At 43.4% G+C, this 26,874-nt stretch carries 24 protein-coding genes and 1 pseudogene; 2 read left to right on the top strand and 23 right to left on the bottom strand.

From position 1 onward, the window contains the following. Nucleotides 1–248 precede the first annotated feature (248 nt). Both GT674_RS07225 and GT674_RS07220 read right to left on the bottom strand, forming a co-directional pair. Nucleotides 249–818 carry a chromate transporter gene (locus tag GT674_RS07225; RefSeq protein WP_161285090.1) on the bottom strand — a complete coding sequence of 190 codons (570 nt, stop codon included), beginning with the start codon at nucleotides 816–818 and terminating at the stop codon, nucleotides 249–251. Beyond that, nucleotides 815–1,390 (bottom strand): chromate transporter, encoded by a 576-nt coding sequence (locus tag GT674_RS07220; RefSeq protein ID WP_161285089.1) that lies wholly within the window; start codon nucleotides 1,388–1,390, stop codon nucleotides 815–817. The genes GT674_RS07225 and GT674_RS07220 overlap by 4 nt, the downstream gene beginning before the upstream one ends. 228 nt (nucleotides 1,391–1,618) lie before the next feature. On the opposite strand from GT674_RS07220, the gene GT674_RS07215 reads away from it, so the two are divergent. Continuing rightward, nucleotides 1,619–2,644 carry a LacI family DNA-binding transcriptional regulator gene (locus GT674_RS07215; protein ID WP_161285088.1) on the top strand — a complete coding sequence of 342 codons (1,026 nt, stop codon included), beginning with the start codon at nucleotides 1,619–1,621 and terminating at the stop codon, nucleotides 2,642–2,644. A 30-nt stretch (nucleotides 2,645–2,674) separates the two neighbouring features. On the opposite strand, the gene GT674_RS07210 is transcribed toward GT674_RS07215, so the two are convergent. The 14 genes and pseudogenes from GT674_RS07210 to GT674_RS07150 form a co-directional block, all read right to left on the bottom strand. Then, entirely contained in the window at nucleotides 2,675–4,270 is a 1,596-nt protein-coding gene (locus GT674_RS07210; RefSeq protein WP_161285087.1) for a CvpA family protein, read from the bottom strand. Nucleotides 4,271–4,467: 197 nt separating this feature from the next. Next, on the bottom strand, nucleotides 4,468–5,355 hold the full coding sequence (locus GT674_RS07205; RefSeq protein WP_161285086.1) for an ABC transporter permease: 888 nt from the start codon (nucleotides 5,353–5,355) through the stop codon (nucleotides 4,468–4,470). Further along, a complete protein-coding gene (locus GT674_RS07200) occupies nucleotides 5,352–6,356 on the bottom strand; it encodes an ABC transporter permease (RefSeq protein WP_161285085.1) in 1,005 nt (334 codons plus the stop codon). The genes GT674_RS07205 and GT674_RS07200 overlap by 4 nt, the downstream gene beginning before the upstream one ends. Next, nucleotides 6,356–7,267 carry an ATP-binding cassette domain-containing protein gene (locus GT674_RS07195; protein ID WP_161285084.1) on the bottom strand — a complete coding sequence of 304 codons (912 nt, stop codon included), beginning with the start codon at nucleotides 7,265–7,267 and terminating at the stop codon, nucleotides 6,356–6,358. Before GT674_RS07195 ends, GT674_RS07200 begins: the two co-directional genes overlap by 1 nt. Continuing rightward, entirely contained in the window at nucleotides 7,260–8,273 is a 1,014-nt protein-coding gene (locus GT674_RS07190) for an ABC transporter ATP-binding protein (protein ID WP_161285083.1), read from the bottom strand. The genes GT674_RS07195 and GT674_RS07190 overlap by 8 nt, the downstream gene beginning before the upstream one ends. A 69-nt stretch (nucleotides 8,274–8,342) precedes the next feature. Next, a pseudogene (locus GT674_RS07185) lies at nucleotides 8,343–9,578 on the bottom strand (ABC transporter substrate-binding protein); the annotation flags it as partial. Between the two features lie 12 nt (nucleotides 9,579–9,590). Further along, nucleotides 9,591–9,884 carry a hypothetical protein gene (locus GT674_RS17760; RefSeq protein ID WP_330585492.1) on the bottom strand — a complete coding sequence of 98 codons (294 nt, stop codon included), beginning with the start codon at nucleotides 9,882–9,884 and terminating at the stop codon, nucleotides 9,591–9,593. Nucleotides 9,885–10,101: 217 nt separating this feature from the next. Further along, nucleotides 10,102–10,599 carry a collagen-like protein gene (locus tag GT674_RS17620; RefSeq protein ID WP_161285082.1) on the bottom strand — a complete coding sequence of 166 codons (498 nt, stop codon included), beginning with the start codon at nucleotides 10,597–10,599 and terminating at the stop codon, nucleotides 10,102–10,104. Nucleotides 10,600–10,707: 108 nt separating this feature from the next. Then, the gene (locus GT674_RS07175) at nucleotides 10,708–11,781 is read right to left on the bottom strand and encodes a glycosyltransferase family 2 protein (RefSeq protein ID WP_161285081.1); all 1,074 of its coding nucleotides are present in this window, start codon (nucleotides 11,779–11,781) and stop codon (nucleotides 10,708–10,710) included. A gap of 108 nt (nucleotides 11,782–11,889) precedes the next feature. Next, nucleotides 11,890–13,104: a carboxynorspermidine decarboxylase gene (locus GT674_RS07170; RefSeq protein WP_161285080.1), complete on the bottom strand. Its 1,215-nt coding sequence runs from the start codon at nucleotides 13,102–13,104 to the stop codon at nucleotides 11,890–11,892. Beyond that, entirely contained in the window at nucleotides 13,104–14,363 is a 1,260-nt protein-coding gene (locus GT674_RS07165; protein WP_161285079.1) for a saccharopine dehydrogenase family protein, read from the bottom strand. The genes GT674_RS07170 and GT674_RS07165 overlap by 1 nt, the downstream gene beginning before the upstream one ends. 94 nt (nucleotides 14,364–14,457) lie before the next feature. Further along, nucleotides 14,458–15,315: an agmatinase gene (speB, locus tag GT674_RS07160; RefSeq protein WP_161285078.1), complete on the bottom strand. Its 858-nt coding sequence runs from the start codon at nucleotides 15,313–15,315 to the stop codon at nucleotides 14,458–14,460. Between the two features lie 3 nt (nucleotides 15,316–15,318). Next, a complete protein-coding gene (gene speE, locus GT674_RS07155; RefSeq protein ID WP_161285077.1) occupies nucleotides 15,319–16,173 on the bottom strand; it encodes a polyamine aminopropyltransferase in 855 nt (284 codons plus the stop codon). Between the two features lie 5 nt (nucleotides 16,174–16,178). Further along, nucleotides 16,179–17,648: an aminotransferase class I/II-fold pyridoxal phosphate-dependent enzyme gene (locus tag GT674_RS07150; RefSeq protein WP_161285076.1), complete on the bottom strand. Its 1,470-nt coding sequence runs from the start codon at nucleotides 17,646–17,648 to the stop codon at nucleotides 16,179–16,181. 528 nt (nucleotides 17,649–18,176) lie between these two features. On the opposite strand from GT674_RS07150, the gene GT674_RS07145 reads away from it, so the two are divergent. Continuing rightward, the gene (locus GT674_RS07145) at nucleotides 18,177–19,538 is read left to right on the top strand and encodes an MATE family efflux transporter (RefSeq protein WP_161285075.1); all 1,362 of its coding nucleotides are present in this window, start codon (nucleotides 18,177–18,179) and stop codon (nucleotides 19,536–19,538) included. Here GT674_RS07145 and GT674_RS07140 read toward each other — a convergent pair. The 7 genes from GT674_RS07140 to GT674_RS07110 all read right to left on the bottom strand — a co-directional run bounded on the left by GT674_RS07140 (nucleotide 19,519) and on the right by GT674_RS07110 (nucleotide 26,606). Next, a complete protein-coding gene (locus tag GT674_RS07140; protein ID WP_161285074.1) occupies nucleotides 19,519–20,874 on the bottom strand; it encodes an MATE family efflux transporter in 1,356 nt (451 codons plus the stop codon). The two genes, GT674_RS07145 and GT674_RS07140, sit on opposite strands and share 20 nt — an antisense overlap. Beyond that, entirely contained in the window at nucleotides 20,861–21,316 is a 456-nt protein-coding gene (locus tag GT674_RS07135; protein WP_161285073.1) for a MarR family winged helix-turn-helix transcriptional regulator, read from the bottom strand. Before GT674_RS07135 ends, GT674_RS07140 begins: the two co-directional genes overlap by 14 nt. 197 nt (nucleotides 21,317–21,513) lie before the next feature. Next, a complete protein-coding gene (gene eda, locus GT674_RS07130) occupies nucleotides 21,514–22,152 on the bottom strand; it encodes a bifunctional 4-hydroxy-2-oxoglutarate aldolase/2-dehydro-3-deoxy-phosphogluconate aldolase (protein ID WP_161285072.1) in 639 nt (212 codons plus the stop codon). Between the two features lie 29 nt (nucleotides 22,153–22,181). Beyond that, the gene (locus GT674_RS07125) at nucleotides 22,182–23,234 is read right to left on the bottom strand and encodes a sugar kinase (protein WP_161285071.1); all 1,053 of its coding nucleotides are present in this window, start codon (nucleotides 23,232–23,234) and stop codon (nucleotides 22,182–22,184) included. 2 nt (nucleotides 23,235–23,236) lie between these two features. Beyond that, on the bottom strand, nucleotides 23,237–24,982 hold the full coding sequence (ilvD, locus tag GT674_RS07120; protein WP_161285070.1) for a dihydroxy-acid dehydratase: 1,746 nt from the start codon (nucleotides 24,980–24,982) through the stop codon (nucleotides 23,237–23,239). An 18-nt stretch (nucleotides 24,983–25,000) separates the two neighbouring features. Beyond that, nucleotides 25,001–25,237 (bottom strand): HPr family phosphocarrier protein, encoded by a 237-nt coding sequence (locus GT674_RS07115; RefSeq protein WP_161285069.1) that lies wholly within the window; start codon nucleotides 25,235–25,237, stop codon nucleotides 25,001–25,003. A gap of 13 nt (nucleotides 25,238–25,250) precedes the next feature. Next, the gene (locus tag GT674_RS07110; protein ID WP_161285068.1) at nucleotides 25,251–26,606 is read right to left on the bottom strand and encodes a GntP family permease; all 1,356 of its coding nucleotides are present in this window, start codon (nucleotides 26,604–26,606) and stop codon (nucleotides 25,251–25,253) included. Nucleotides 26,607–26,874 lie beyond the last annotated feature (268 nt).

Below are 26,874 nucleotides of genomic sequence, written 5' to 3'. Positions count from 1 at the left end.
AAGCACAATTAATGAAAACGTTGTCTATATATTTTGTATAATTTATCCCTTTGTTTTTTGTGTATTTTTACAAGATAGAAAGAAAAAAAAGAGGTCAAAAAGAATTTAATCTTTTCAACCTCGTTGTTGGTCATTGCTATTATTTTGTTTGAGCCTATAATAATCATTTTTTTATGTATTTGCAATTTAAGATTACTCAAACGTTTGCTTTTGTCTTGACATTACAAAATGCCCCGGCATTCCTGCGGCTATGCTCTCTGCACAGCACTCAGAATCACATTTGCCACACCACACAGAACCATTGCCAGTATAGGATTCAATTTAAATTTACGAAGCAGTACCATCGCGATCACAAAGAATACGATCATCTGTGCACATACATTCTGGCGGATAAGATTGACTGTTCCGTCCAGGAAAAATGCTGAAATCAGAATCGTCACTCCGGCTTTGGCGATCATGGCCACAACTGCCGGACGAAGTGATGACAATGTACCCTGAAGTAATGACATATTCCGATATTTCATATAGACATATGCAAGCAGGGTTACAATAATGCAGGATGGAAGAATACATCCCAGTGTGGCAATTACAGCACCCAAAATACCAGATATCTGCATTCCCACAAAAGTTGCTGAATTTACGGCGATCGGTCCCGGTGTCATTTCAGCAATCGTAATCAGGTTTGTAAATTCGCTCATGGAAAGCCATCCATGTAAATTCACCACCTGTTCCTGTATCAACGGCATTGCGGCGTATCCCCCACCAAAACTCAATGCTCCAACCTGAAGAAAACTTAAAAAGAGCTGAATATATATCATTTTTCCCTGCCTCCTTTTACTATTGTCCGTACCATTCCAAATGCGGCAACTGAGAGTATTATATAGATGATATTAATATTCAGGAAATAACTGAGACAAAAACTAATGATCATAATTACTACATTAATCCAGTCTTTTGATTTTACAACATTTTTTCCCATATCATACACTACAGACATAATAACAGCTCCAACCCCTGCAGTCATGCCTTTTAATAATGCCGCAATGTAATAATTAGAACAAAATGCATCATAAAATACAGAAATAACTGATAAAATTACCATCGGAGGGATGATTGCCCCTATAACAGATACCAGCATTCCAGGTATTCCTGCAAGCTTATATCCGACAATGATAGCTCCGTTTACTGCGATTGCTCCCGGTGAAGACTGAGCAATTGCAACCAGATCCAGCATTTCATCTTCTTCAATCCAATGATATTGATCTACGAATTTTTCTTTTAGCAAAGTAACGATCACATAACCGCCGCCAAAAGTAAATGTACTAAGATACAAACATGCAAAAAACAACTTTCGCAGTACATATCCTTTACTTTTTGGTTCTTCTTTCATTTTGCTTCCCCCATTTCCAATATATTTTAATCTCTGATTTTATCTTATCATGTACCATAAAAAAATCATTCTGTTTATCAGCAAACGTTTGCTCTATATTTCTTTATATTTCCTATATTATATCTGTTTTTTTGCATACAAATCAGTTATACTGATTTCAGTAAAATAATGTAACAAAACGGCACTCCTGTGCCGTCACAAATCCCGCAACAGGAAAGGAGTTCTCCCATGACACTGAAAGAAATTGCAGCAGAAGCAGGTGTATCGATTTCAACAGTTTCACGTGTGATCAACCAAAATGCCAACAGTCCTGTCAGTAAAGAGGTTAAGGAGCGTATACTGGAAATAGCAAAACGTACCAATTATGTTCCAAAACATGCAAAAAAAGGTACTGCTGAAGCATCCGACTCATCTCCTGCAAAACAATTACATTCTATTGCCTGTCTTTTTGCAAGAGTTCCGGATGGTGCATCTGATTATTTTTTCTCTACGCTCGCCAAAAGCATTGAACAGGAAGCATTTCGTCACAACTATATTTTGAAATATACATTTTCTGCCTTTGATATTGATGATCCCTCTACTTTACAGTTGATTGCCACTAATGATATTGACGGCATTGCTGTTCTTGGACGCTGTGATAAGGATCTTCTGAAATTTCTGAAGAAACATTTCCAGTATGTTGTCTACTCAGGATTGAATAATCTGGATGCAAAATATGACCAGATCATATGCGATGGTGCAGAGATCAGTCATGCTGTGGTCTCTCGTCTTATAGAACAGGGACATAACAAGATCGCCTACATCGGCGAATCGCAAAACGAGAATCGTTATATCGGATATTGCTCTGCTCTGGAAAAAGCCGGCATTTCCATTAATCCGGAATATGTTACGAATATTGTTCAATCCACAGAAGAAGGATATAACGGCGTCCGTGCTCTTCTTGCCAACGGCTGTGACGCAACCGCTTTCTTCTGTGCTGATGATATAACCGCTATCGGTGCAATGAAGGCAATCAAAGAACATGGTCTTCGCATTCCCGAAGACGTATCAGTTGCCAGCATTGATGATATTGATACCGCGCAGTACCTGACTCCTTCATTAACAACTACACATATTCCTCTTGATGAAATGGGGCAGATGGCAGCCAAAATACTGATCGACCGCATCGAAGGCGGCCATTCAAAACATGTAAAGATATTATTCCCTTATGATATCATAGAACGCAACAGTACTGCCGGACCAAAAAAGATCTGACTTCTGATGAAGTCAGATCTTTTTCTTCTATTACTCAATATTCAAAACCGTACACACTGGTGTACCTTCCAGATATTCAACCGTGACCTTGTCACCTTCCTGAAGTGTTACCACCTGAAGGAAGTCCTGAACCGGCACATCAAAAATTTCTTCATGATCATTCAGCACCAGATAGAAATGAGAGTTTCCATCGAGAACACTCTGTGCGATTCTCCGGATCGTACCTGTCATCTTTTTGGAATCACCTGTATTCCCTGATGTAATACCACTGGTATTCAACAGTTTTATATATGCATCCTGGCAGGCTGATACCGTATCTCCGATCGCAACATTCTGATATTTCTGAATATTGACCATCGCATATTTTTTTACAAGTCCTGCACTGTCCTTTAATGCCATAAAGTATGTCGGTTCATTTGAAATATTCAAAAGAATCGGGAAAGTAGCCTGATATCCGAGGTTCTGTACCTGTCCTTCTGCAGATCCCATAGCTGAATATTCTTCTGCACCATTTACTTTATAGTAGCGGGTTTCCCGGGTTCTCTGATTCATCAGAACAAATCCTACATTAGACTGATCCCCACTTACAGAAGTCACGCCGGTATATACCCACACATCATCTTCCATAGCCATATAATTATATCCATCTGTGGACTTCAGACATCCCTTCTGTCCAAAAATACTGTTGATATATCCATTTACCAGAGTTCCATAATAATTATACTGCTGGATCAAAAGATCAGCCGGATTGGCACGGTCCACCCATTCCGGACAGTCTTTCAGCGCATAATCCTGACATTCTCCTGTCTGTGCATTGCAAATGACAACTCTTCCTATGGTCGCACCGCCAAATAAACCGATGGTATAATCCCGTACCGGACAGATCCAGTAAGGAACTCCTTCATCATCAATTTCAAAGCTCAGCTGGTCAAAAATATATGTCGGATACTTGAAACGTAAGTGACGGTAAATATTTCTGTTCAGGTATTCCGCCTCAGAATATCGAATCGGTTTATCCAGTTTTACAAGACTGGTATCCTGAGTTGTCATATCGATCATAATATATGCCGGAATTCCCTGCGACTGGTTTGTCAGCCATTTCACCGGACTCGCATACACCAATGGAGTGACACGGATCGGTTTTTCCTGATAATTGATCTGGGAATACAGATCGCTGACCTCAAACTGAGACACCATATCAACCATGCTGCCCATCTTTCTGTTTCCCAGAATCGCTGCACTGTCTTTATCCAGCAATGGAATCTGACTGAAATTCACCGGCTGGATATCTTTTGAAAAATCACGTTCCTCAATTGTAAGAAGATTTCGATATTTTTTTGCATTTACAATTGGTGAGGATAAAATACTTCCCACTGCAAAAACAATCACCAATGCCACAAACAGAATGCCGCCGATTCTGAACACCTTGCTTCTTTTTGCTTCCTGAAAGCTGGTGAACCGCATCTTTATCCCGTAAGCTGCCAATAATAAAACGATCACGCTCAGAATAAATGTCCAGAAACCGGAAGCATGAATGTTGATCGCCGGTATCGTCACATAATAATAGATACCTGCGATCAGAATTACCAGAAATGTCAGGAATACTTTTGCCTTTCCTTTTTTCATTTACTTTTTCCTCCTTTGATAGCTGCATTTACAGTTACCTTTTTTGTTCTGAAAAAATCATCGTCAGAATTTTCAGAGAACAATAGTTACATTATATCAATATATCCCTTTCCAGGCAAGTATACTCCTTTCCCTCTGTCTCAAACCTCAAACAGTTTTTTCACAAAAATAAGGCCGCGATCCGCGACCTCATTATCCTAAAAGTTACTTTCTTTTCTGTTTGTCTGCTCTCTGCAGGCATTTCCTATATTGGTCAGGCAAAGTACTGTAGCGATCAGAAAAAGACCCGGGATCAGAATGATCCACCAGGATCCTGTCATCAGAGCTTTATCTGACAGTGATAACATACTTCCCCATGTGATGACCTCTATCGGAAGACCAATTCCCATAAAACTCAGAGTAGCCTCAGAAATCATTGCTGTTCGCACATTCATGACCACCATAAACATAATGGATGAGAAAAAGTTCGGCACCAGATGCTTCCACAAAACGCGGAAGAAACCTGCTCCCATACATTTTGCTGCGATGATGTACTCACTGTTTCGGATCTGTCGAACCTCGGTACGTACCACTTTCGCAATACTGGTCCAGCTGGTCACGCCAATTACGAACGACAGACTGAGGATATTTGCATTTCCCAGAATAGCCTGAAGCAAAATAATAAGAAGCAAGGTTGGTATGCTCAGAAAAACTTCTGTAAATCTCATGATCAGTTCATCAAGCCATGCCGGTGCCACACCACTGAATGCGCCAACTACCACTGCAATAAAAGTAGAAATGACCGTAGCTAATCCACCGATCAGAAGTGAAATTCTTCCTCCATACCATATCATGGAAAAAATGTCTCTTCCCATAGTATCCGTACCAAAGAGGAACTCCTTATCCGGTGCTTTGTTATAGTTCAGCAGATCCATGTATGCAGGATCCTTTGTCATGATCAGTTCTGCACACAAACATCCAAGAACAATAAGAATCAATATGATAGCAGAAACTATCGGTTTACCCTCGTACCATTTTTTCTTTGCTCTCGGAACTACTGTCTCTGTCTTTCTGTTTCCTGCCAGTTCAAATAAATGATTTGTCATCCTTCTACTACCTCCGATTTCTCGGTTATTACTTCATCCTTCATACGAGGATCAATCTGTTCATTGATAGTCTGGCTGACGATATTACAGAAAATAACCAGGATTCCTGACATCATACAAAGCAACATCAGCAGATTGTAATCATGATATCTGGCACTCTCATAAGACAGAGCTCCAATTCCAGGATACGAGAATACACTTTCTACAACATAGGTTCCACCAAGTACATGAGGAACTGCAATAGCCATGATACTTAAGTAAGCAGGCATCACGTTTCGAACGCAATGTCTGAACATAAGCTTTTTCTTATCCAGTCCCTTGGCCTTCGCCAGAAGCACGTAATCTGCACGAACTTCTTCAAGGATTTTATTTCGGATCATGTAAGCATAGTACCACAGATGCTCAAGAACTATGATCGTCAATGGCATGATCAGATGAATCACCCTGTCTCCAACATCTCCTGCCTTTCCGGTACTGTAAGCACCACTACTTGGCAGGATCTTGAGATTTACGGAGAAAATAAGGATCAGCACCAACGCCATCCAGAACTCAGGAATACAGCTGGATATCGTACCCAATTTACATAAAATCCGATCTGCCAGCCGGTTTTCGTACCAGGCACATAGGATTCCCAGAAGCAATGCTCCCGCGAACATAATGATAAATCCGATTCCTCCCAGCAGAAGTGTATTGCCGATACGGCCACCGATCACTTCTAATACATCCTGTTTGTATTTAAATGAAATACCAAACTCTCCATGAAAAGCATTTTTTACCCACTTCACATACTGTACAGAAATCGGTTCATTCAGACCCAGTTTTTCCATAGCCCATTCACGTTCTTCCGGACTCATCTTCTCTGTACGATCACCATAATAGGAAATCAACGGATCGCCCGGTGCCAGACGTGCTACATAAAATACTACAACAGACAATATAAATACTGAAATCAGAAATATCAGGCATTTTTTACCATAGTAGACTAACTTTTTTTGTCTCATTATATGCTGCACCCCTTTCTGCCATCTGGAAGCATCGCAAAATGTCCCGGTGACACTTCTGTCCACACACTGTTTTCCATTCCTTCACCATCATAATATTTAAGTACTCTTTGTCTTTCTCTGATGGGATCCGGAACAGGAATCGCAGACAGCAATGTTTTTGTATAAGGGTGCACCGGATTAGAATACAGTTCTTCTGACGGTGCCAGTTCTACCAGTTTTCCATGATACATGACTCCGACACGGTCACAAAGATACTCGACCATGGCCAGGTCATGAGCGATAAATAAAAATGTAAATCCATGATCCTCCTGCAAATGTCGGAACAGATTCACGATCTGTGCCTGTATAGACACATCCAGAGAAGCGATCGGTTCATCCGCAACCAGAAATTCCGGTTCCATACAAAGAGATCTGGCTATTGCCACTCTCTGTCTCTGCCCGCCGGATAACTCGGAAGGATAACGATCCAGGAAACTCTTCTCAAGTCCTACATACTCCATCTGAAAGGCTGCTTCTTTCACAAAGCTTCCTCTCGGAGATGTGATATGCTGGATTCTCATAGGTTCCGTAATGATATCGGATACTTTCATTTTCTGATTCAGACTGGATGCAGAATCCTGAAAGATCATCTGGCGTCTGGTCTGCAGCATCTTTTTATGCTTTTTGAATTCCTTTTTGTCACAGATATTGACACCCTTGTACCAGATTTCGCCCTGTGCAGGCTGATAAATGTTCATCAGACATCTGGCTACTGTGGATTTTCCGGAGCCAGATTCTCCTACCAGACCAAAGATCTCACCTTTATGGATCTGAAATGATACATCATCCACAGCCTTTACTTTGATCTTTTTTGTCAGATGAAACTGCTGGGTCAGATGCCTGACATCTAATAATACTTCTTTACTCACTGTGCTGACCTCCCATAGGTGATTTGATCTGTGGAGCCCTTGGATCCAGCAGCCAGGTTGCCGCATAATGCGTATCTGTGATCTTAAACATAGGCGGCATTTCTTCATAGTCAATATTTAAGGCATATTCATTTCGACATGCAAAAGCATCACCCTTTGGTGGATCGATCAAAGTCGGCGGCATACCCGGAATCGTATACAGACTTTCTTTTCCGTTTGCAAATGCCGGAAGTGATCTCATCAACCCCCATGTATATGGATGCCTCGGATCATAATAGACTTCCTCAGCTGTACCGATCTCTACAATCTTGCCCGCATACATTACCGCTACCCGATCCGCTACCCGGGCAACAACTCCCAGATCATGGGATACCAGTATGGTAGCTGTTCCCAGTTTCATCTGTATTTCGCGCAGAAGATCCAGAATCTGTGCCTGTATGGTCACATCCAATGCAGTCGTCGGCTCATCTGCAAATAAAATATCCGGATCTGATGCAAGTGCGATCGCCATAACGCATCTCTGGCGCATCCCGCCGGAGAACTGCCAGGGATACTGATGATAGCGTTCCTTAGGATGCGAAATACCAACCAGTTCCATAAGTTCAAGTACCTTCTGATCTACCTGATCTTTTGTATAATTCTTATTGTGAATGATCACTGCTTCCGCGATTTGTTTTCCAATTTTAATAGTTGGATTCAGAGAAGTCATAGGATCCTGAAAAATCATGGAAAAAACTTTTCCACGCAGTTTTTGCATCTCCTTCTCCCTGTAACAGGTAATGTCCTGTCCATTAACACAGATACTGCCCTCTTTTATCTTTGCGCTTGGCGGCAAAAGCTTCATGATACTTTTGCAGAGCACACTCTTTCCACATCCGGATTCTCCAACTATAGCCAACACTTCTCCCTTCTTTAATGAAAAAGAGACGTCTCTCACTGCCTGAACCTCTCCCGAGAAACCATCTATAGTAACCGAAAGATTTTTGACCTCTAATAAATGTTCCATTTTTAACCCTTTTTCCGCTCGTGTAAAAATGGGGGCACTCCGAGTGCCCCCATCACAACCCATTTCTTATTATTCGATTGTCCAGTCTGCAACATTCCAGAAAATACCTACTCCGTGATGTCCCATAATGGTATCAGGATCGATTCCCTTAATGTTACTGTCAGCTACATAGTTAGCATCGATATAGCAGATCATTGCATAAGCCGGATCTTCTGCCAGAGCTTTCTGGAAATTAGCATAAGCTTCTTTACGAACTTCCGGATCAGCTGACTGTCTTGCTTCTGTCAGATACTTGTCTACTTCTTCATTAGAGTAACTGGAGTAGTTTGCTCCCTTATCTGTTCCGAATACTTTGTATGTGTGGTCGTCAGCATCAAACGGGCTTCCCCATCCGATCAGGAATGCCATCTGTCCGGCCCAGTCTGTCTGTGCGGGAATATCCACAGATACATCCATGCCGATTTCTTTCAGTTCCTGTGCTGCGATCTGAGCCATATCAATACGTACCTGATCTCCGGCACTTACGCTGATAACAAAACCAACTTTTTCGCCATCACGATAGTAGAATCCGTCATCACCCATTTCACATCCGGCTGCTTCAAGGATTTCTTTTGATTTTTCCGGATTGTAATCATAGTGTTCAACATCTTCACAGTTGTAGATATTTCTCTGAAGAGGACCATAAGCAGGCATTCCCTGTCCCAGGATAACTGCATCAATGATTGCCTGACGGTCAAGTCCGTAGCATACTGCCGGGATCAGATCACGGTTTTTCTGCCAGTATTCGTTTCCAAAGTTGAACATGATTCCACGATAATCAGCCGTCTTCATATCATAACATGTGTATGCGTCATCATCAGCAAAAGAAACTGCATCCTTCGGTGTCAGAAGAGCCATATCCAGTTCTCCGGATTTTAACTGAAGAGCTTTTGCATTGTCATCCGGTACAATCTTGAATACGATTTTGTCGATGGATGGCTCGCCTTTGAAATAATCTTCATTCTTAACCAGTGTGATAGCCTGTCCTTCATCCCAGGATTCAATCTTGTATGGGCCTGTTCCTACCGGGTTACGGAAGAAATCAGAAGTCTGCATATCCTCTCCCTCAAGCAGATGCTTAGGAAGAACTGCCATTGTCATATAGTCAAGGAATGCAACGTTCTTGTCCTCGAGTTTGAATGCAACTGTATGATCATCGATCACATTGATCTCTTCTACGTCCTCGTAGTTCGGTGCATTCTCAGAACCATTTTCTGGATCCATGATAGCCTCGATGGTAAATTTAACATCGTCTGCTGTAACAGGTTCGCCATCCTGCTACTTAGCATCTTCTGCCATATGGAATGTGTAGGTGTTTGTTGCATCATCAAAATCCCAGCTTTCTGCCAGTCCCGGAACTACCTGATTATCTCCGTCATGTGCAGTTAATCCGTTGAAGATCAGAATATTGATCTCGCCATGCTCGTCCATAGCCGGGTTGATTCTGGTATAATCTCCGCTTCCATATACCAGTGTTGTTTCTTCGTCTGCCAGTACAGGCACTGTGGTTCCGGTGCTGACCAGTGATACCGTCAGAAGCATTCCGGCCATTGTTAAAAATCCCTTTTTCATTCTTCTGTTCCCTCGCTTTTTTTCATTTGGTAACTTACTCAATGATACCAAAACGAGCTGTCTTTCATAAGCCCTGTGGGGGGATATTGACATATTCCTTTTTATGCCAGATATATTCCATATATATATATCTTTATAAAGAAAAAAACACAGTACAACAGAAATACTCTGTCATACCATGTTTTTTAGTTACTGTGGACAGTTACGTTACTCTGTCCTATTCTGCCAGTAATCCTGCCGCCCGCATATTTGCAAGCAGAAGATTAAACTGATTTACCACATCTTCCGCACTTGTCGCATTTGCGACCGCTGCCGCAGGAGTTATGGTACCTGCAGGGCCGGTTGGACCGGTTGCTCCTACTGGTCCATCTGCACCCACTGGTCCGGTTGGACCTGGACTCCCCTGTGGCCCGGCTGGGCCTGTTGCTCCCGTCACACCAATTGGTCCCTGGATTCCCTGCGGCCCTGTTGCTCCCTGGGCTCCGGCCGGACCCTGAATTCCCTGTGGTCCCTGCAATCCGGTGGCTCCAGTTGCTCCGGTTGGTCCGATTGCTCCGGTTGGTCCCTGGATTCCCTGTAATCCCTGGGGGCCCTGGGGACCAGTTGCACCAGGACATCCTCTTGGTCCCATAGGACCGGTCGGACCTGGACATCCACAGTTGCAGCAGCCCTGACTCTGACAGTCAGCTTCTCTGTTTTTTCTGAAAAAATCCATCTGTTGCTCCCTGCTAAAATATTTCTCTCTTTAGGATATGCGCAGTCAGTCTTTCCTGTTCCCTTTACTTCAGACAACAATAGTCAGATGTACATCGGTAATCTGTATTTACTGTTTGACTGAGATAAAATACTGCTGATTTTTCAGAAATTCTCTCCCGTAAGGTTTATACGTGCCCGCCTGACAATGATACTGAAACGCTTTTTCAATATCGCCAAGATAATACCAGCAGACACTCAGCTGAATGCATGGAATATAGCCATAGCACTCTTTTTCCACAAAACCTCCTGTCTTTGCATTCTCAGATACCTGCAGTGCATTTCTGTACCAGAATACTGCCTGTTCCCATTTCTTTCTGTCAAAGAAATGTTTGCCTATATCACAGCATAGTTCTCCCGACGGTGTCCGGTATGTCAGTCCCCTGTACAGAAACTCCAGTGCCATTCCATTTTGTTTCAGTTCATAACAGCAGCGTGCTGCCACTCTGCATGCCTCCGCCTGGTTTTCCACAAAGCCCTCCGGTAATTGCAGAAATTTCAGGAGGTTATCCACCGCCTCCACATACTCCCTGTGATAAAACAACTCTCGTCCATAATAGAATCTGTCTCTTGCCGATAACACTTCTCCATCTGATTCCATCTTTTGATATATCTCGAGATTTCTTCTTGAGTATTCCGTTTTTATGCTGTGATGTTCTATCTCACAGTCCAGGTATTCCGTCCTGCCCCTGACGGCTAACGTCTCATGCACCCGTCCCTGCCACTGAAAGTCCTTATCTCTTTTTACTATTCTTTCGCGATAATAGACTAATGTCTGATTTCTTTTTTCATCAAAACCTGCCACATATCGGATCATTACCACATCCGATGATCCGTCTGTTTCTTCTTTCCATCGCTTCAGTTTCAGTGCTTCACTTTTCATAATAATATCATCTGCATCAAGCCACATACAGTAGTCCATCTCTGCCTGAGAAAATGAATAGTTCCTTGCTCTTGAAAAATCATCCTGCCATTCCTGTTCAAATACTCTGGCATGATATTTTTCTGCGATCTCTTTCGTCCGGTCTTCAGAACCCGTATCAACTATGATAATCTCATCTGCAATCTCCTGTACAGATTCCAGACATCTGCCAAGCACTCTCTCCTCATTTTTTACGATCATGCAAAGACTGATTGTAACCATCTGCATCCTCTCTGCCTATAAAACGGAAGATCTTCTACTCTGTTCTTATAATACTTTATGAGATTTGTAATGAACTATATACATACATTCCACCAAAAAAGGAAGTCGCTATTTGCGACTTCCAAGTCTTTCTTTAAAATCTGCATAACCAAAATCTGTAAGTTGCTGCATCGTTTTGTCAGCACGTCTGAGCCAGATATCCGGCAACGGCATCCCGTTAAAAGTATTATTTTTGCAGGTAGTATAGATGGCCATATCTCCAAACATAAGAAGATCCCCATATTCGGGAAGCTGTCTGAATTTATAATCTCCGATCACATCTCCTGACAGGCAGGTTGGTCCTCCAAGACGAACTGTGATCCTGTCCTCTTCTGAATCATCTGCTCCAAGAAGCGGCGGACGATAAGGCATTTCCAGCACATCCGGCATATGACAGGCCGCACTGGCATCTATGATCGCAATCTCTGTCTTTCCATTTTTCAGGACATCCAGCACACGGGTCAGAAGGAATCCTGCATTTAATGCCCATGCTTCTCCTGGTTCAAGATAAACCTCTACCTTCCATTCATCTTTTGCCATCCGGATGCATCGTTCCAGTCGTTCAATATCATAACCTGGTCTTGTAATATGATGACCGCCGCCAAAATTGATCCACTTCACTCTGGAAGCCAAATCTCCAAAATGCTTCTTTACAAAAACAAGAGTTGTCTCCAGATCATCGGAATCCTGCTCACAGAGAGTATGGAAATGAATGCCCTCCAGTAAATCCAGAAGTTCCGGGTTTTTCTGGAATGCTTCATCCCACTGCGCTCTTGTCGTTCCCATTCGGCTTCCCGGCGCACAGGGATCATAAATCTCATGTCCATCCTGAGTGGAACATTCCGGATTGATCCGAAGTCCCACGCTCTTTCCCGCTTCTTTTGCTCCTGGTCCGAAACGAAGAAGCTGCATTGGCGAATTAAACACGATATGATCCGCATACTGAAGAAGTTCCTCAAATTCATCTGCCCGATAACCGGCACAGAATACATGAACCTCTTTTTCCGGCATTTCCTCAGCTCCAAGTCTTGCCTCAAACAGTCCGCTGGCCTCTGTACCCGCAAGATACGGCTCAAAAAACTGATAACAGTCATAATTGCTGAACGCTTTCTGCGCCAGGAGCATCTTACATCCTGTCCGCTCTGCCACTTCACCGAGCAGTTTTGCATTTTTTATAAGTGCTTTTTCGTCCAGGATATAGCAGGGTGTTTTTATATTCCTGAATTCCGGCGGAATGATTCCGCCGGTGGCTGTAAATGGTGCTCTTTTATCCAATCCTTCCATCAGTCTACCAGCTTCGGATCGTGGCTTTCACTGCGCGGCAGGCCATAACGGTCGAGTGCATCCAGGAACGGATCCGGATCAAATTCTTCAACTGTATACACACCTGGTCTGATCCACTTTCCTGTCAGCATCATAAGCGCTCCGCACATTGCCGGAACACCGGTTGTATAGCTGATCGCCTGACTTCCAACTTCGTGATAGCATTCCTGATGATCGCATACATTATAGATATAGTATGTCTTTTCTTTTCCGTCTTTTACACCTGTAAAGATACAGCCGATATTTGTTTTTCCTTTTGTACGTGGTCCAAGGCTTGCCGGATCCGGAAGCAGTGCTTTCAAAAACTGGATTGGAACGATTTCCTGTCCATTGTACTGGATTGGTGTTGTGGAAAGCATTCCTACATCTTCAAGACAACGCATATGATCCAGATAACTCTGTCCGAAAGTCATAAAGAAGCGAATACGTTTTACACCCGGGATTGTTTTTGCAAGAGACTCAATTTCCTCATGGTGAAGCAGATACATATCCTTATCTCCAACCTGGTCAAAATTATATTCTCTTTTGATATCCATTGGCGGGATCTCCACCCAGTGTCCGTCTTCCCAGTAGCTTCCCGGTGCACTTACTTCACGAAGATTGATTTCCGGGTTAAAGTTTGTCGCAAATGCATATCCATGATCACCGCCGTTGCAGTCCAGGATATCAATGGTATCAATCTGGTCAAACTCATGCTTTAATGCATGGGCACAGTATGCCTGTGTAACACCCGGGTCAAATCCGCATCCAAGCAGTGCTGTAAGACCTGCATCCTCGAATTTTTTACGGTATGCCCACTGCCAGGAATAGTCAAAATATGCGGAAAATCCTTCTTCTTTACAGCGTTTTTCATAGATCGCACGCCACTTTGGATCATCAGTATCTTCCGGCTCATAGTTTGCTGTATCCATATAGTTTACGCCACATGCCAGACATGCATCCATGATCGTCAGATCCTGATATGGAAGTGCAATGTTCATTACCAGCTCTGGTTTATAGCTGTTGATCAGTTCGATCAGCTGATCCACATCATCTGCATCAACCTTCGCTGTAGTAAGAACTGTCTTTGTCTTTCCTTTCAGTTTTTCCACGAGTGCATCACATTTTTCCTTCGTACGGCTTGCAATGCACATTTCTGTAAATACCTCATCAACCTGACAACATTTCTGAATTGCTACACTGGCTACGCCTCCGCAGCCGATTACAAGTACTCTGCTCATAATTTTTCTCCTTTTCCTGATAACTGACTGTTTCTTCAACAGTCTTATTTTATAATGTTATTTTTATGGTACCGGGGACGACACTGATATCATTTTATTTTGCAACTGCCAGAAGCAGTTCACGAAGAACCTTGCATGCCGTTGCAGTTGAAACACCGCTTGCATCCAGCATAGGCGCCAGTTCATTGACATCTGCTCCTACCAAGTTCACCTGAGAAACCGTACGGATAGCTTCAAGAAGTTCCACAAAACTCACGCCGCCTGCCTCCGGAGTTCCTGTTCCTGGAAATACTGACGGATCCAGACAATCCAGATCAATTGTAAAATATACCGGAACCTGTTTCTCTTTCAGTTCCCTGACCGTTTCCTTCAATCCCTCAAACGTAAACGGATGAAAATCTGTATGCTTTCTGGCAAACTGAAATTCTTCTCTCTCACCGCTTCGGATGCAGAACTGATGAATGTGATTATCTCCCAGAATTTCATGACATCTTCGAAGCACACAGGCATGACTTAATTTTGCTCCCAGATAATCATCTCTTAAATCTGCATGTGCATCAAAATGAATGATATGAAGGTCTGGATATTTAGCTGCTGCGGCACGCACAGCTGCCAGTGTCACCAGATGTTCGCCTCCCAGAAGCAGGGGGAATTTGCCTGCGTTTAATATCTCTTCTGCTCTCTTTTCAATATCTGAAAGTGCCATTTCACTGCTTCCAAAACAAAGTTCCAGATCTCCGCTGTCAAATGCTCTGATGTCCATAAGATCTCTGTCCTGATACGGACTGTAGGTTTCCAGGCCAAAGCTCTCATGTCGCATTGCTGACGGACCAAACCGGGCACCCGGACGGAAACTTGTTGTAGAATCAAAGGGTGCACCGTAAAGAACAACAGATGCCTCCTCAAAACTGCTTTCACAGCCGATAAAAGTTTCTATATTAGGTAACATCATAAATTATTCCTCCACTTCTTTCAGCATATCCTCCAGAAATGCCGGAAGATAAAATGCTCCTTTATGGAGTCTTGTCGTATAGTAGCGCGTGCGAAGATTTAATGCATTCCAGGCCTCTGCATCCAGATCATCCACCGGATGATATTTTTTACTGGCAAATCCAAACAGCCAGTAACCCGCAGCAAAAGTCGGTATGTGTGCCTGATAAACACGGCTGATCTGAAAAGTGCTGGCAATTCTCTTATGACTGCGCTGCATGGCATGTGCATCTTCCGCATAGAACGGGCTTCCCTGCTGGTTTACCATAATCCCGTCATCTTTCAGCGCATTGTAACAATTTCCATAGAATTCACGGGTAAACAAACCTTCAGAAGGGCCAAACGGATCAGAAGAATCCACAATGATGAGGTCATATTTTGCTTCACACCGACGGATAAATCTCAGCGCATTTTCATAATGAAGATGTACTCTTCTGTCATCCAGTCTGCAGGCATTTCCCGGAAGATATGCGCGACAGGCTTCCACAACCATCGGATCCATTTCTACCAGATCAATATGCCGTACTCTGTCATATCTGGTCAGTTCACGAACAACGCCGCCATCTCCGGCACCAATCACAAGAATATCCCTTGCTTCCTTATGTATTGCCATCGGCACGTGCGTGATCATCTCATCATAGATAAATTCATCACGCTCTGTCAGCATTACATTTCCATCCAGAGTCAGCACACGTCCAAATTCCGGTGTCTCAAAGATATCAATTCTCTGATAGTCGCTCTGTTTCGAATAGAGCTGACGATTTACCCGGATACTGTGCTTGACATCCGGTGTATGAAATTCTGAAAACCACATTTCCATTGTCATTACCTCCCTGCCAGAACATTCAGTCTCAAAATATCCGGATCTTCAGGTCCTGTCATATTGCAGCCCTTTGCCTTTGCATATTCAATATAATCCAGGATCTCTGCTGTGATCCGTTCTCCAGGCGCAAGAATCGGGATTCCCGGCGGATAACACATCACAAACTCACTGCAGACCTTTCCTTCGGTTTCTCGAAGCGGCAGGCTGCATTTATCTGCATAAAAAGCCTCCTGAGGACTTGTCACTACCTGAGGATCAATATACTCCTGACTGAGAAGTCCTGAGCCGTCTGTCTGAAAACGTCTGCGGATCTCTGCAAGTGCACTTACCAGTCGTTCTATTTCCTGTGCTCGGTCTCCGATGGAAAGATACGCAAGAATATTTCCAATGTCACCAAATTCTATCTGAATATCATATTCGTCCCGCAGAATATCATAAACTTCGATTCCTGCAAGTCCGATATCCAGCGTATGTACACTTAATTTCGTAATGTCAAAATCAAAAACCGAATTTCCATTTACCAGTTCTTTTCCAAACGCATAATAACCGCCGATCGCATTGATTTCTTCTCTGGCATATTCCGCCATATCGGCTACCTGGTGAAAAATCTGACGACCGCGCTGTGCAAGATTTCTTCTTGAAATGTCAAGGCTTGACATCAGAAGATAACTTCCTGAAGTGGTCTGTGTCAGATTAATGATCTGACGCACATATCCCGCGTGTACGTTCGGTCCTGTAAGAAGAAGACTCGACTGTGTAAGACTTCCCCCACTTTTATGCATGGATACCGATGCCATGTCTGCACCTGCTGCCATAGCCGAAACCGGAAGACCTCCGCCAAAATAAAAATGCGTTCCATGAGCCTCATCTGCCAGGCACAGCATTCCTGCATCATGTGCCATCTTGACGATCGCACGCAGATCACTACATATTCCATAATACGTCGGATTATTTACCAGTACCGCAACTGCCTTCGGATGTTCCTTTATTGCTTTTTCTACCTGCTCCCTGCGCATTCCAAGGGAAATTCCAAGTCTCTGATCCACCTCCGGGTTTACATAAACAGGAATTGCGCCACACAAGACAAGTGCATTCAAAACACTCCTGTGAACGTTACGGGGCAGTATGATCTCATCTCCGCGCTTGCAGGCCGTCAACACCATTGTCTGAACGGAGCTTGTCGTACCTCCCACCATCAGAAATGCATGTGCTGCTCCAAAAGCATCTGCTGCCAGTTCTTCTGCTTCCCGTATTACAGATACAGGATGACAGAGGTTGTCCAGTGGTTTCATGCTGTTGACATCCACCCCTACACATTTTTGTCCCAGAAATTCTGTCAGTTCCGGATTACCTCTCCCCCGCTTATGACCGGGGACATCAAAAGGTACAACTCTCATGCGTCGGAAAGTCTCCAGAGCTTCATGTATCGGTGCATGATTCTGGTTCAGTTTAAATCGACTTCCTTTCATCATTCCTCCATTTCCAGTTTCCTTTGCTTCAACCCTCAAACCACATTCCACAGACTGAGCAAAAATAAAAAAACGCAGATTAGGGCACTAAGCCACAAACCTGCGTCTGATCTGTATTCGCATGCGTGTCAGAGTCTATATAGCAATCATACTTTTACTACTCTTATTGATCGTTTCACAAGTCTGCGCTTTGGGCGCATCTCGGTTATCAAAGGAACCTACTTATAAAATTTGAGCTTCTAACTCAATCAATAAGGTAACCAAAGTTACCATAATCGGCAGTGGACCCGGCTGTCCGTATGGCCTTAACCCTGATGGGTGGTCCAAAACAATTGCTTTGAAAAGACTCTGTCTGTTACTCTGCATCTTCGTCTCTCAAAATCGAATTTATCATATCATGTAGAGAAACAACTGTCAATATTTTCTCGAAGTAACGCTTCACAGCAATTTACATACAAATTCCCCCGTGCTATACTTAAATAATAATGATTTTGAACAGTTATTAATAATTTTTAAAGGAATATCTGCAAAATGAAAAGAATTGATTTCGAAAACGGAACCGTAACCGGAAATATTCTGGCAGCCACCTTGCCCATGCTGGTTGCCCAGATTTTAAACCTGTTATATAACATTGTCGACCGTGTTTATATTGCACGAATCCCTGAAGTAGGAACCGCTGCACTTGGTGCAGTGGGGCTTTGTTTCCCACTGATCGTGATCATCACTGCCTTCGCAAACCTCTTTGGAAGCGGCGGTGCACCACTGTTTTCTATTTACAGAGGAAAAAAACAGGAAAACACTGCCGTACAAATCATGGATACCTCTTTCTCCATGCTCTGCACCTGCGGTGTTTTCCTGATGCTTATCGGCTTTCTGTTTGCCCGCCCGATACTGACCGTATTCGGTGCTTCTCAGAATGCTCTGACCTATGCTTATTCTTATATGATGATCTACCTGATCGGTACTTTACCGTCCATGATCTCCATTGGAATGAATCCTTTTATCAATGCTCAGGGATACTCAACCATCGGTATGCTTTCTGTTGCCATTGGCGCTGTTGCAAACCTTCTGCTTGATCCTTTGTTTATCTTTGTCCTTGGTTTTGGAGTGCAGGGGGCTGCAATTGCCACCATATTATCTCAGTCTTTATCCGCGGCATTTGTTTTATTCTTCCTTACAAAAAAAGCAGAATTAAGAGTACGTTTTCTTAGAAAAAACGAGTTTTCTGCGTGTACCGGTCATGCCAGAGATATTGTAAGTCTCGGCTCTGCCGGCTTTATCATGCAGTTGACAAACAGTCTTGTAACGATCTGCTGCAACAATGTACTTTCTGTTACCGGAGGAGATATCTATATCTCTGTTATGACTATCGTCTCCAGTGTACGCCAGCTGATAGAGACACCTCTTCATGCAATGAATGAAGGAGCATCTCCAATCCTGAGCTACAATTATGGTGCATGCCGCCCAAAGCACGTACGCAAAGCCGGTGTTATACTGTCAGTCATGGTTCTTATCTATACCGCTTTTACATGGAGTATGATCATTTTAATCCCGGAAGTACTGATCCGCATTTTCAGCTCCGATAAGGTTTTATTGAAGGATGCCGTAATCGCATTAAAACAGTATTTCGCTGCCTTTATTTTTATGGATCTGCAGTATATCGGACAGACTGTATTTAAGTCCCTGAACAAAAAGAAATTCGCGATTTTTTTCTCTCTGCTCCGCAAGGTATTTATTGTAGTTCCGCTTACCTATCTGATGCCATATGCCTTACATATGGGAACAAAAGGTGTGTTCCTCGCTGAACCAGTGTCAAACGTAATTGGAGGAAGCATATGCTTTGTGACCATGCTCTGTACCGTACTGCCGGAGCTTAAGAAGATGGAGAAGTAGCTGTTTTTTTTGCCCGATTCAGATATACAAAGAATCCCACATTCAGAATGATTCCTGTTACAGTTGCCACCGGTGCTGCCAGACCAATCCTGGTCAGGCTTGCATTTGGCTGAATACTCATATAATATGCCAGCGGCAGACGAACCAGAAGTGTCTGTACCAGGCCCTGGATCATGACCCAGACTGTCTTGTTATTTCCGTTGAAATAACCAACCATGCTGAATAAAATTGCAGTTACGATCGTTTCCGGTGCAAAACCTTTCAGATAAGCAAAGGCATTCTGGATAACGGATGCATCTGTTGAGAAAATACCTGCGACCACATCGCCTTTAAACATAACAAGCACAAATACCAGACATCCGACCGCCAGCCCAACTCCGATTCCTGTAAACATGGACTGTTTCGCACGTTTTGTCTTGCCCGCTCCCACATTCTGAGATACAAAGGATGCCATGGACTGCATCAGCGAACTTGGTACAAGCATCGCAAAGTTAACGATCTTGCAGGCAACTCCATATCCGGAGGAAGCCTCCAGACCAAGTCGGTTGACAAATGCACAGAGTGCAAGGAAAGAAAGCTGAGTCAGAAACTCCTGCAGTGCAAGCGGCAATCCAATCTGAAGAAATCTCTTACACTGTGGATTGAGTCTGAAATCACTCTTTTTAATTGTAAACGGCAGTTCTTTTTTGATAAGAAGAAGTACAGCAAATACTACGCTAAGTGCCTGTGCTGTGACCGTTGCAATTGCAGCACCGGCTGCATCCATATGAAATCCGGCTACCAGAACCATATCTCCGATTACATTTACGATGCATGCAACCAGCACGAAAAGAAGCGGTGATTTACTGTCGCCCAGACCACGGAAAATTGCCGACAGCAGGTTATAAGCCACAATAAAAAAGATACCGCCTCCACAGATCCGTACATAACTGGAGGTCAGATCAACAGCCTCTGCCGGTGCCTGCATAAGTACCGAAATCGGATGTGCAAAACACACCATTACAAAAAACAATACTACAGATATGATTGTAAACACAACGGCTCCGCCGCCAATGACTGCACCTATTTTCTCCGGTCTTTTTTCACCAAGATAACGGGCGATCAGAACAGTAATGCCCATTGCAAACTGAACTACCACAAAAGTTACCAGGTTCAATACCTGACTTCCGGTGGAAACTGCGGAAAGTCCTGATGTGGAGCCAAATCTTCCTACAACCAGAAGGTCAACCGCACCATACATGGCCTGAAGGATTAATGCTCCAAGAACCGGCATCATGAACGCGACCAGCTTTTTCAGGATACTTCCCCGGGTAAAATCTGCTTTATCGTTTGTCATATTCTTTTCTCCTCTCACACATGATCTGATAGAATTTCTCGATAGTCTGGATCATACAATCCGCGTCTTCCTCTGAAATGTCACTGAGAGAAAGAGCCAGCTCGCTGAAATAATCTCGGTCATATTTCTGTGATAATTTTCTTCCCTCGTCAGTGATGGATATGTATGTGACACGTCCATCCTCCTTAGATGCAAACTTGTGAAGATATCCCTTTGTTTCCATCTCTTTTACTGTTCTGGTCACTCCCGGACGCGGCAGATTCATTACACTACTGATATCCGAAACCTTTACCTGAATCCCCTGCTTTTCCAGTTTCTGGATCGTATCCATATACTGAATATAAGACGGCATAACTCCCTGCGGGAGTGGCGGAAGTAATTCCCGTATTCGTTTTGCCTGATAACATGCATCAAGCATTCTCTTAACTTTTTCGTTTGTCATATCGCACGCTCCTATATAGTTACCTTTGTTAATTACCATTAGTAATTATATAGTGATTGAAGAATTTGTCAAGATTTCTCCTTCACTATACCAAAGCAATTTGAATAAAAAATTGCTGTAATCGAAAAAAAAGCAGACCCCTGTTTTAATACAAGGCTCTGCTTTTCGCTGAATATGAATATGTGTAAGATTTCCAATTATTTTCGGATGGAATCAACCAGTTTTCTTGCCTCTGCGGTCAGTTCTCTGATTTTGTCAAACTCTCCTGCTTTGACAAGCTCTCCTTTTACCATCCAGCTTCCACCACAGCAGATGATTTTATCGCAGGAAAGATATTCCTCAAGATTTTTTGCATTTATTCCGCCTGTCGGCATAAACTTAAGTCCTACATAAGGAGCAGCCATTGCTTTGATCATCGGAAGTCCGCCTGCCGGTTCTGCCGGGAAGAATTTTACAACCTTAAGTCCTCTTTTAACTGCCTGAGCAACCTCAGATGGTGAAACACATCCCGGGTAAACAGGGATTTCTTTTTCCAGACAGTAGTCTACAATCTCTGGATCAAATCCTGGGCTTACAATGAACTTTGCACCTGCTGCTGCAGCTGCATCCACCTGTTCCTTAGTAAGAACAGTTCCTGCTCCTACAAGCATATCCGGAAACTGCTCTGCCATAAGACGGATAGATTCTTCCGCTGCCTCAGTACGAAATGTAACTTCTGCACATGGAAGTCCCCCTTCAACAAGTGCCTCTGCAAGCGGAACTGCATCCTTTACATCTTCCAGTACTACTACCGGAACAACTCCGATTTTCTGAAACTTCTCTGCTAGATCCATCATTTCAATTTCCTTTCACTCAAAAAACTATGTTATCTTTTAATGTCAAAATTCATTTCCATCACATGTCTGATCAGAGAAACATCATCGGTAATATTTCCGTCACCATGGATCGTGTGCTTCACTGCACTTGCCGCAACACCAAAGTTTACAATATCATCTGGTGTATATTCGTTCATCAGAGCATAGATGATGCCACTTACAAAAGCATCTCCACCACCGACACGGTCAAGGATATGGAACGTCAGGCGTTTGCTCTCATAGGTTTTTCCATTTAACCAGAGATATGCGGAAAGACTGTTCTCACTGCAGCTGTATGCAAAACGTACATGTCTTGCAATACATTTGATATTCGGATATCTCTCCACAAAAGCTTTAAAAACTTTTTCCTGCTGATCACGGTCCGGCTGGAATGGAACACCATCTTTTACATCGCCAGCATTGTGGTCTTCTTCATTTTTCCAGATATGATATGGTTCAATCCCAAAAAGAACATCTACATATGGAAGGCAGAGAGTACAGAAATCTCTCGCATCTTCCCAGCTCCACAGGGTGCTTCGGAAGTTTCCGTCAAAGCTGACTGTCATGCCGTTTTCTTTTGCTGTTTTCAGGCATGTCAGGATCAGTTCACTGCAGCTTTTTCCAAGTGCAGGAGTGATACCGCTCAAATGAAGCCATGTATATCCTTCCAGAAGTTTCTTTACATCTGTTTTGCTGAAGTCGTACTCCGAAAAGGCGCTGTGTTTTCTGTCATAAACTACTTTACTGGGGCGAATTCCATAACCTGTCTCCAGATAATAGGTTCCAAGGCGATGTGCAGGTGTCTCTTCCTCTGTTGAATAAATTACGCTGTCACAATTTACATCATTGCTTCGCATCATACGCACAGCACTTTTTCCAAGACTGTTTCCCGGAACTACTGTAAAAAATGATGCATCTACTCCAAGATTTGCAAGGGAGAGGGCCACATTGGCCTCACTTCCCCCGTATCTTGCCTCAAAAGATGTTGCTGTTCTGATTTTTTCATAATCCGGCGGAGTCAGTCGAAGCATGATCTCGCCAATCGTAATAAATTTATGCTTCATAATCAATACTCCAGATAGGCTCCCTTCATCGGACTTGCAGCATGCTGACTGAAAAGTCTGAGTACACCTTTTTTGTATTTCATTTCACGTGGTTTCCAGTTTTTACGTCTTTCTGCAAGAATCTGATCGATTTCTTCCATAGACTTGCGCTCCCCTGCGATTCCGATGATATTCAGTTTTCTTTCCATAACATCAATTTCGATAAGATCGCCTTCTTCAACAAGTGCGATCGGGCCTCCATCAACAGCCTCAGGGCTGCAGTGTCCGATAACCGGACCGGTAGATGCACCTGAGAAACGTCCGTCAGTGATCAGGGCAATGCTCTTTCCAAGTTCTTTGTCGCTGCTGATTGCCTCAGAAGTATAGAACATTTCCGGCATTCCGCTTCCCTTTGGTCCTTCGTAGCGGATGAATACTGCATCACCCTTCTGAACCTTATGTTTCAGAACTGCATCCAGACATTCTTCTTCGCTGTCAAACGGTCTCGCACGAAGAACAGATTTAAACATTTCCTTCGGGCATGCAGTGTGTTTGATTACGGCACCTTCCGGAGCAAGATTTCCACGAAGAACTGCAATGCTTCCATCTGTTCCAATGGCTTTGTCATACGGACGGATAATATCTTCCTTGGTAACATTTACGTTGTAACGTTTATTAAACTCCTGAAGCCATTTATCACATTTTTCATAAAATCCGTTGTTCTTCAGTTCTTCCAGGTTTTCTCCTAATGTCTTTCCGGTAACGGTCATTACATCCAGGTGAAGATGCTCTTTGATCTCTTCCATGATTGCCGGTACACCACCTGCATAGTAGAAGCACTCTGCCGGCCAGCGGCCTGCCGGACGTACATCCAGAAGGTATCTTGCATTTCTGTGCAGTTTATCAAAAGTATCTCCTGTAATCTCAATACCCAACTCATGTGCAATTGCCGGAATATGGAGCAGACAGTTTGTGCTTCCTGAAATTGCAGCATGCACAAAGATTGCATTCTCAAAGCTGTCCATGGTCACAATGTCAGAAGGACGCATATTTTCCATCTGTGCGATTCTTACCGCCTGTCTTCCTGCTTCTCTTGCAAAGTCAAGAAGGTCAGGACTGGTTGCCGGCATCAGTGCTGTACCCGGAAGTGCAAGGCCAAGTGCCTCTGCCATGATCTGCATAGTAGATGCAGTTCCGATAAAGGAACATGCTCCACAGCTTGGGCATGCATTACATTTTGCCCAGTCAAGCTTCTCTTCATCAATTTCACCACGTTCAAATCCTGCGCTGTACATTCCAAGCTGTTCCAGAGTCAGCATTTCCGGGCCGGCATTCATGGTTCCACCTGGAACAAATACAGACGGGATATTTACTCTGGCAAGTCCAATCAGATTTCCCGGCACACCTTTATCACAGCTTGAAAGATATACACCTGCGTCAAACGGTGTTGCATTTGCATGAATCTCGATCATATTTGCGATCATCTCACGGCTTGCCAGACTGTAGTTGATTCCGTCTGTTCCCTGACTTTCACCGTCGCAGATATCTGTACAATGGTAACGTGCTCCAAATCCACCTTCTTCTGCAATTCCTTTGCGTACCTCTTCTACAAGGATGTTCAGATGTCCGCTTCCCGGATGACTGTCACCATAAGTACTCTCAACCATAACCTGAACTTTTCCCAGATCTTCTTTTGTCCATCCGGTTCCAATACGCAGCGGATCAAGCTCCGGTGCAAGTTTTCTCATTTCCTGACTTTTTAACTGCATGATTTTTTCCTCCATTTTTTATTCTCTGATAAGATTTAAACTTTCCAGTGTTTCTCTGAGCTTCTCTTCGTCCTCTTCTTCTACTCCAAGTTCTACCGTATCAAATGTCGGTAAACTGAACACACCCAGCATCGATTTTGCATCTACAATATATCTTCCACAAATCAGGTCTACATCTTTCTTACAGCCAGATGCCGCCTGTACTAAATGCTTTGCATCATACATATCTCTTAGGTAAACCGGTATCTTTATCATTGTGCTCTGCCTCCTATGCAAAGATTGAAACAATAAAGCTTACAATAAGTGCCGTAACACCGATTAAGGTCTCCATAATCGTCCAGGATTTCAGGGTTGTCTTTTCATCAATCTCAAGGAAAGATGTTACCAGCCAGAATCCTGCATCATTTACATGACTCAGTGCTGTTGCTCCACCACAGATTGCGCAGCACATCGCAGCTCTGTAGATCATACTCGTATCCATTACTGCCGGCATAGTTGCCATAATTCCGGATGCCATTGTCATTGCTACGATGGAACTTCCTACAGATGCTCTGACCAGAAGTGCAATCAGAAATGCGATCAGGATCAATGGAAGACCACTCTTCTCCAGTACTGGTCCGATAATGTTTCCAAGACCGGAATCCTGAAGCATCCATCGGATCACTCCACCGCTGGCGATTACCAGAAGGATCATACCAACCGGTCTGAGTGAATGATCCAGAATCTTCTTCAACTGTGCACCGGTAAATCCTCTTTTAATTCCCAGAAAATACATGGATGCGAGAGTTGCGATTGTTAATGCCAGGAATGGTTTTCCGATAAATCCAAGAACATCCTGAACGCCCGCCGGAAGCGGCATGTATTTTGATAAAGTACTGAGAAGGATCAGAACAAGCGGAATCAGAATCACTCCCAGGACCAGTCCAAAAGGTGGGAGTTCTTTTCCATCATCTTTGATCTCTTCCACATTTGCCGGAAGCTCTGTATGGATTTTGTTACCAATAAAGCTTCCCCAGAAGATTCCTGAAACCATCATACAGATCAGTGCTGTTGGAACTCCTACCATGATCATGGTTCCCAGATTCACACCAAGTGCATTTGCCACAAGTACGGATCCTGCAGACGGTGGGACAAACGCATATCCACTTGCCAGACCTGAAAGAAGTGGGATTGCATAATACAATGTAGATTTTTTGGTCTGTTTTGCAACACTGAATACCAGCGGAATCAGTACCACAACACCAGCCTCAAAGAATACCGTTGTACCAATGACAAGTCCTGTGAGTCCAAGTGCCCATCCGGCTTTCTTCTGACCGAATTTACCAATCAGAGTCTCCGCTATTCTCTGGGCACCTCCACTTACTTCCAGAATTCCACCAAACATGGAACCCAGTCCTACCAGAAGTGCGATTCCCTGCAATGTCTTTCCAACACCTTTTTCTACCGTGTCTGAGATCATCGTAAGCGGCATTCCAGCTCCTGCTCCGATGATGATGGCAGAAATCATCATTGACAGAACCGGGTGAAGCTTAAATTTGATGATCAGTATCAGCAGGATTACAATTCCTACCGCAGCAGCGATCATCAGTCTCATCGGATCCGCCGCAAAAGTTGTTTCTTCCATTTTTCCTTTAACCTCCTTGATTCATCTGATGTTTTACGTTTCTCTCGTGAATTCATCTGACCTATTTTGTTGTTTTTTATGCTTTTCTTTGATATTTTAGGTATTTTTCCTAGAATTCATCTGATGTATTTATCATATATTCTCTTTTCAAAAAACGCAATACTGGAATTTTATCTAAAATTTTGTATTTATTTTTGTGCATTTTAGCATTTTGACATTGGAATTGAAAAACATTATCATGGAAAGAAAGAATTACATCTATTAGAAA

The sequence above is a fragment of the Blautia sp. BIOML-A1 genome, from assembly GCF_009883055.1.
In the GTDB taxonomy this organism is placed as follows: Bacteria; Bacillota; Clostridia; order Lachnospirales; family Lachnospiraceae; genus Blautia_A.
The sequence above is the reverse complement of the archived record's forward strand: the minus strand, read 5'-3'. Positions and strand labels throughout refer to the sequence as shown.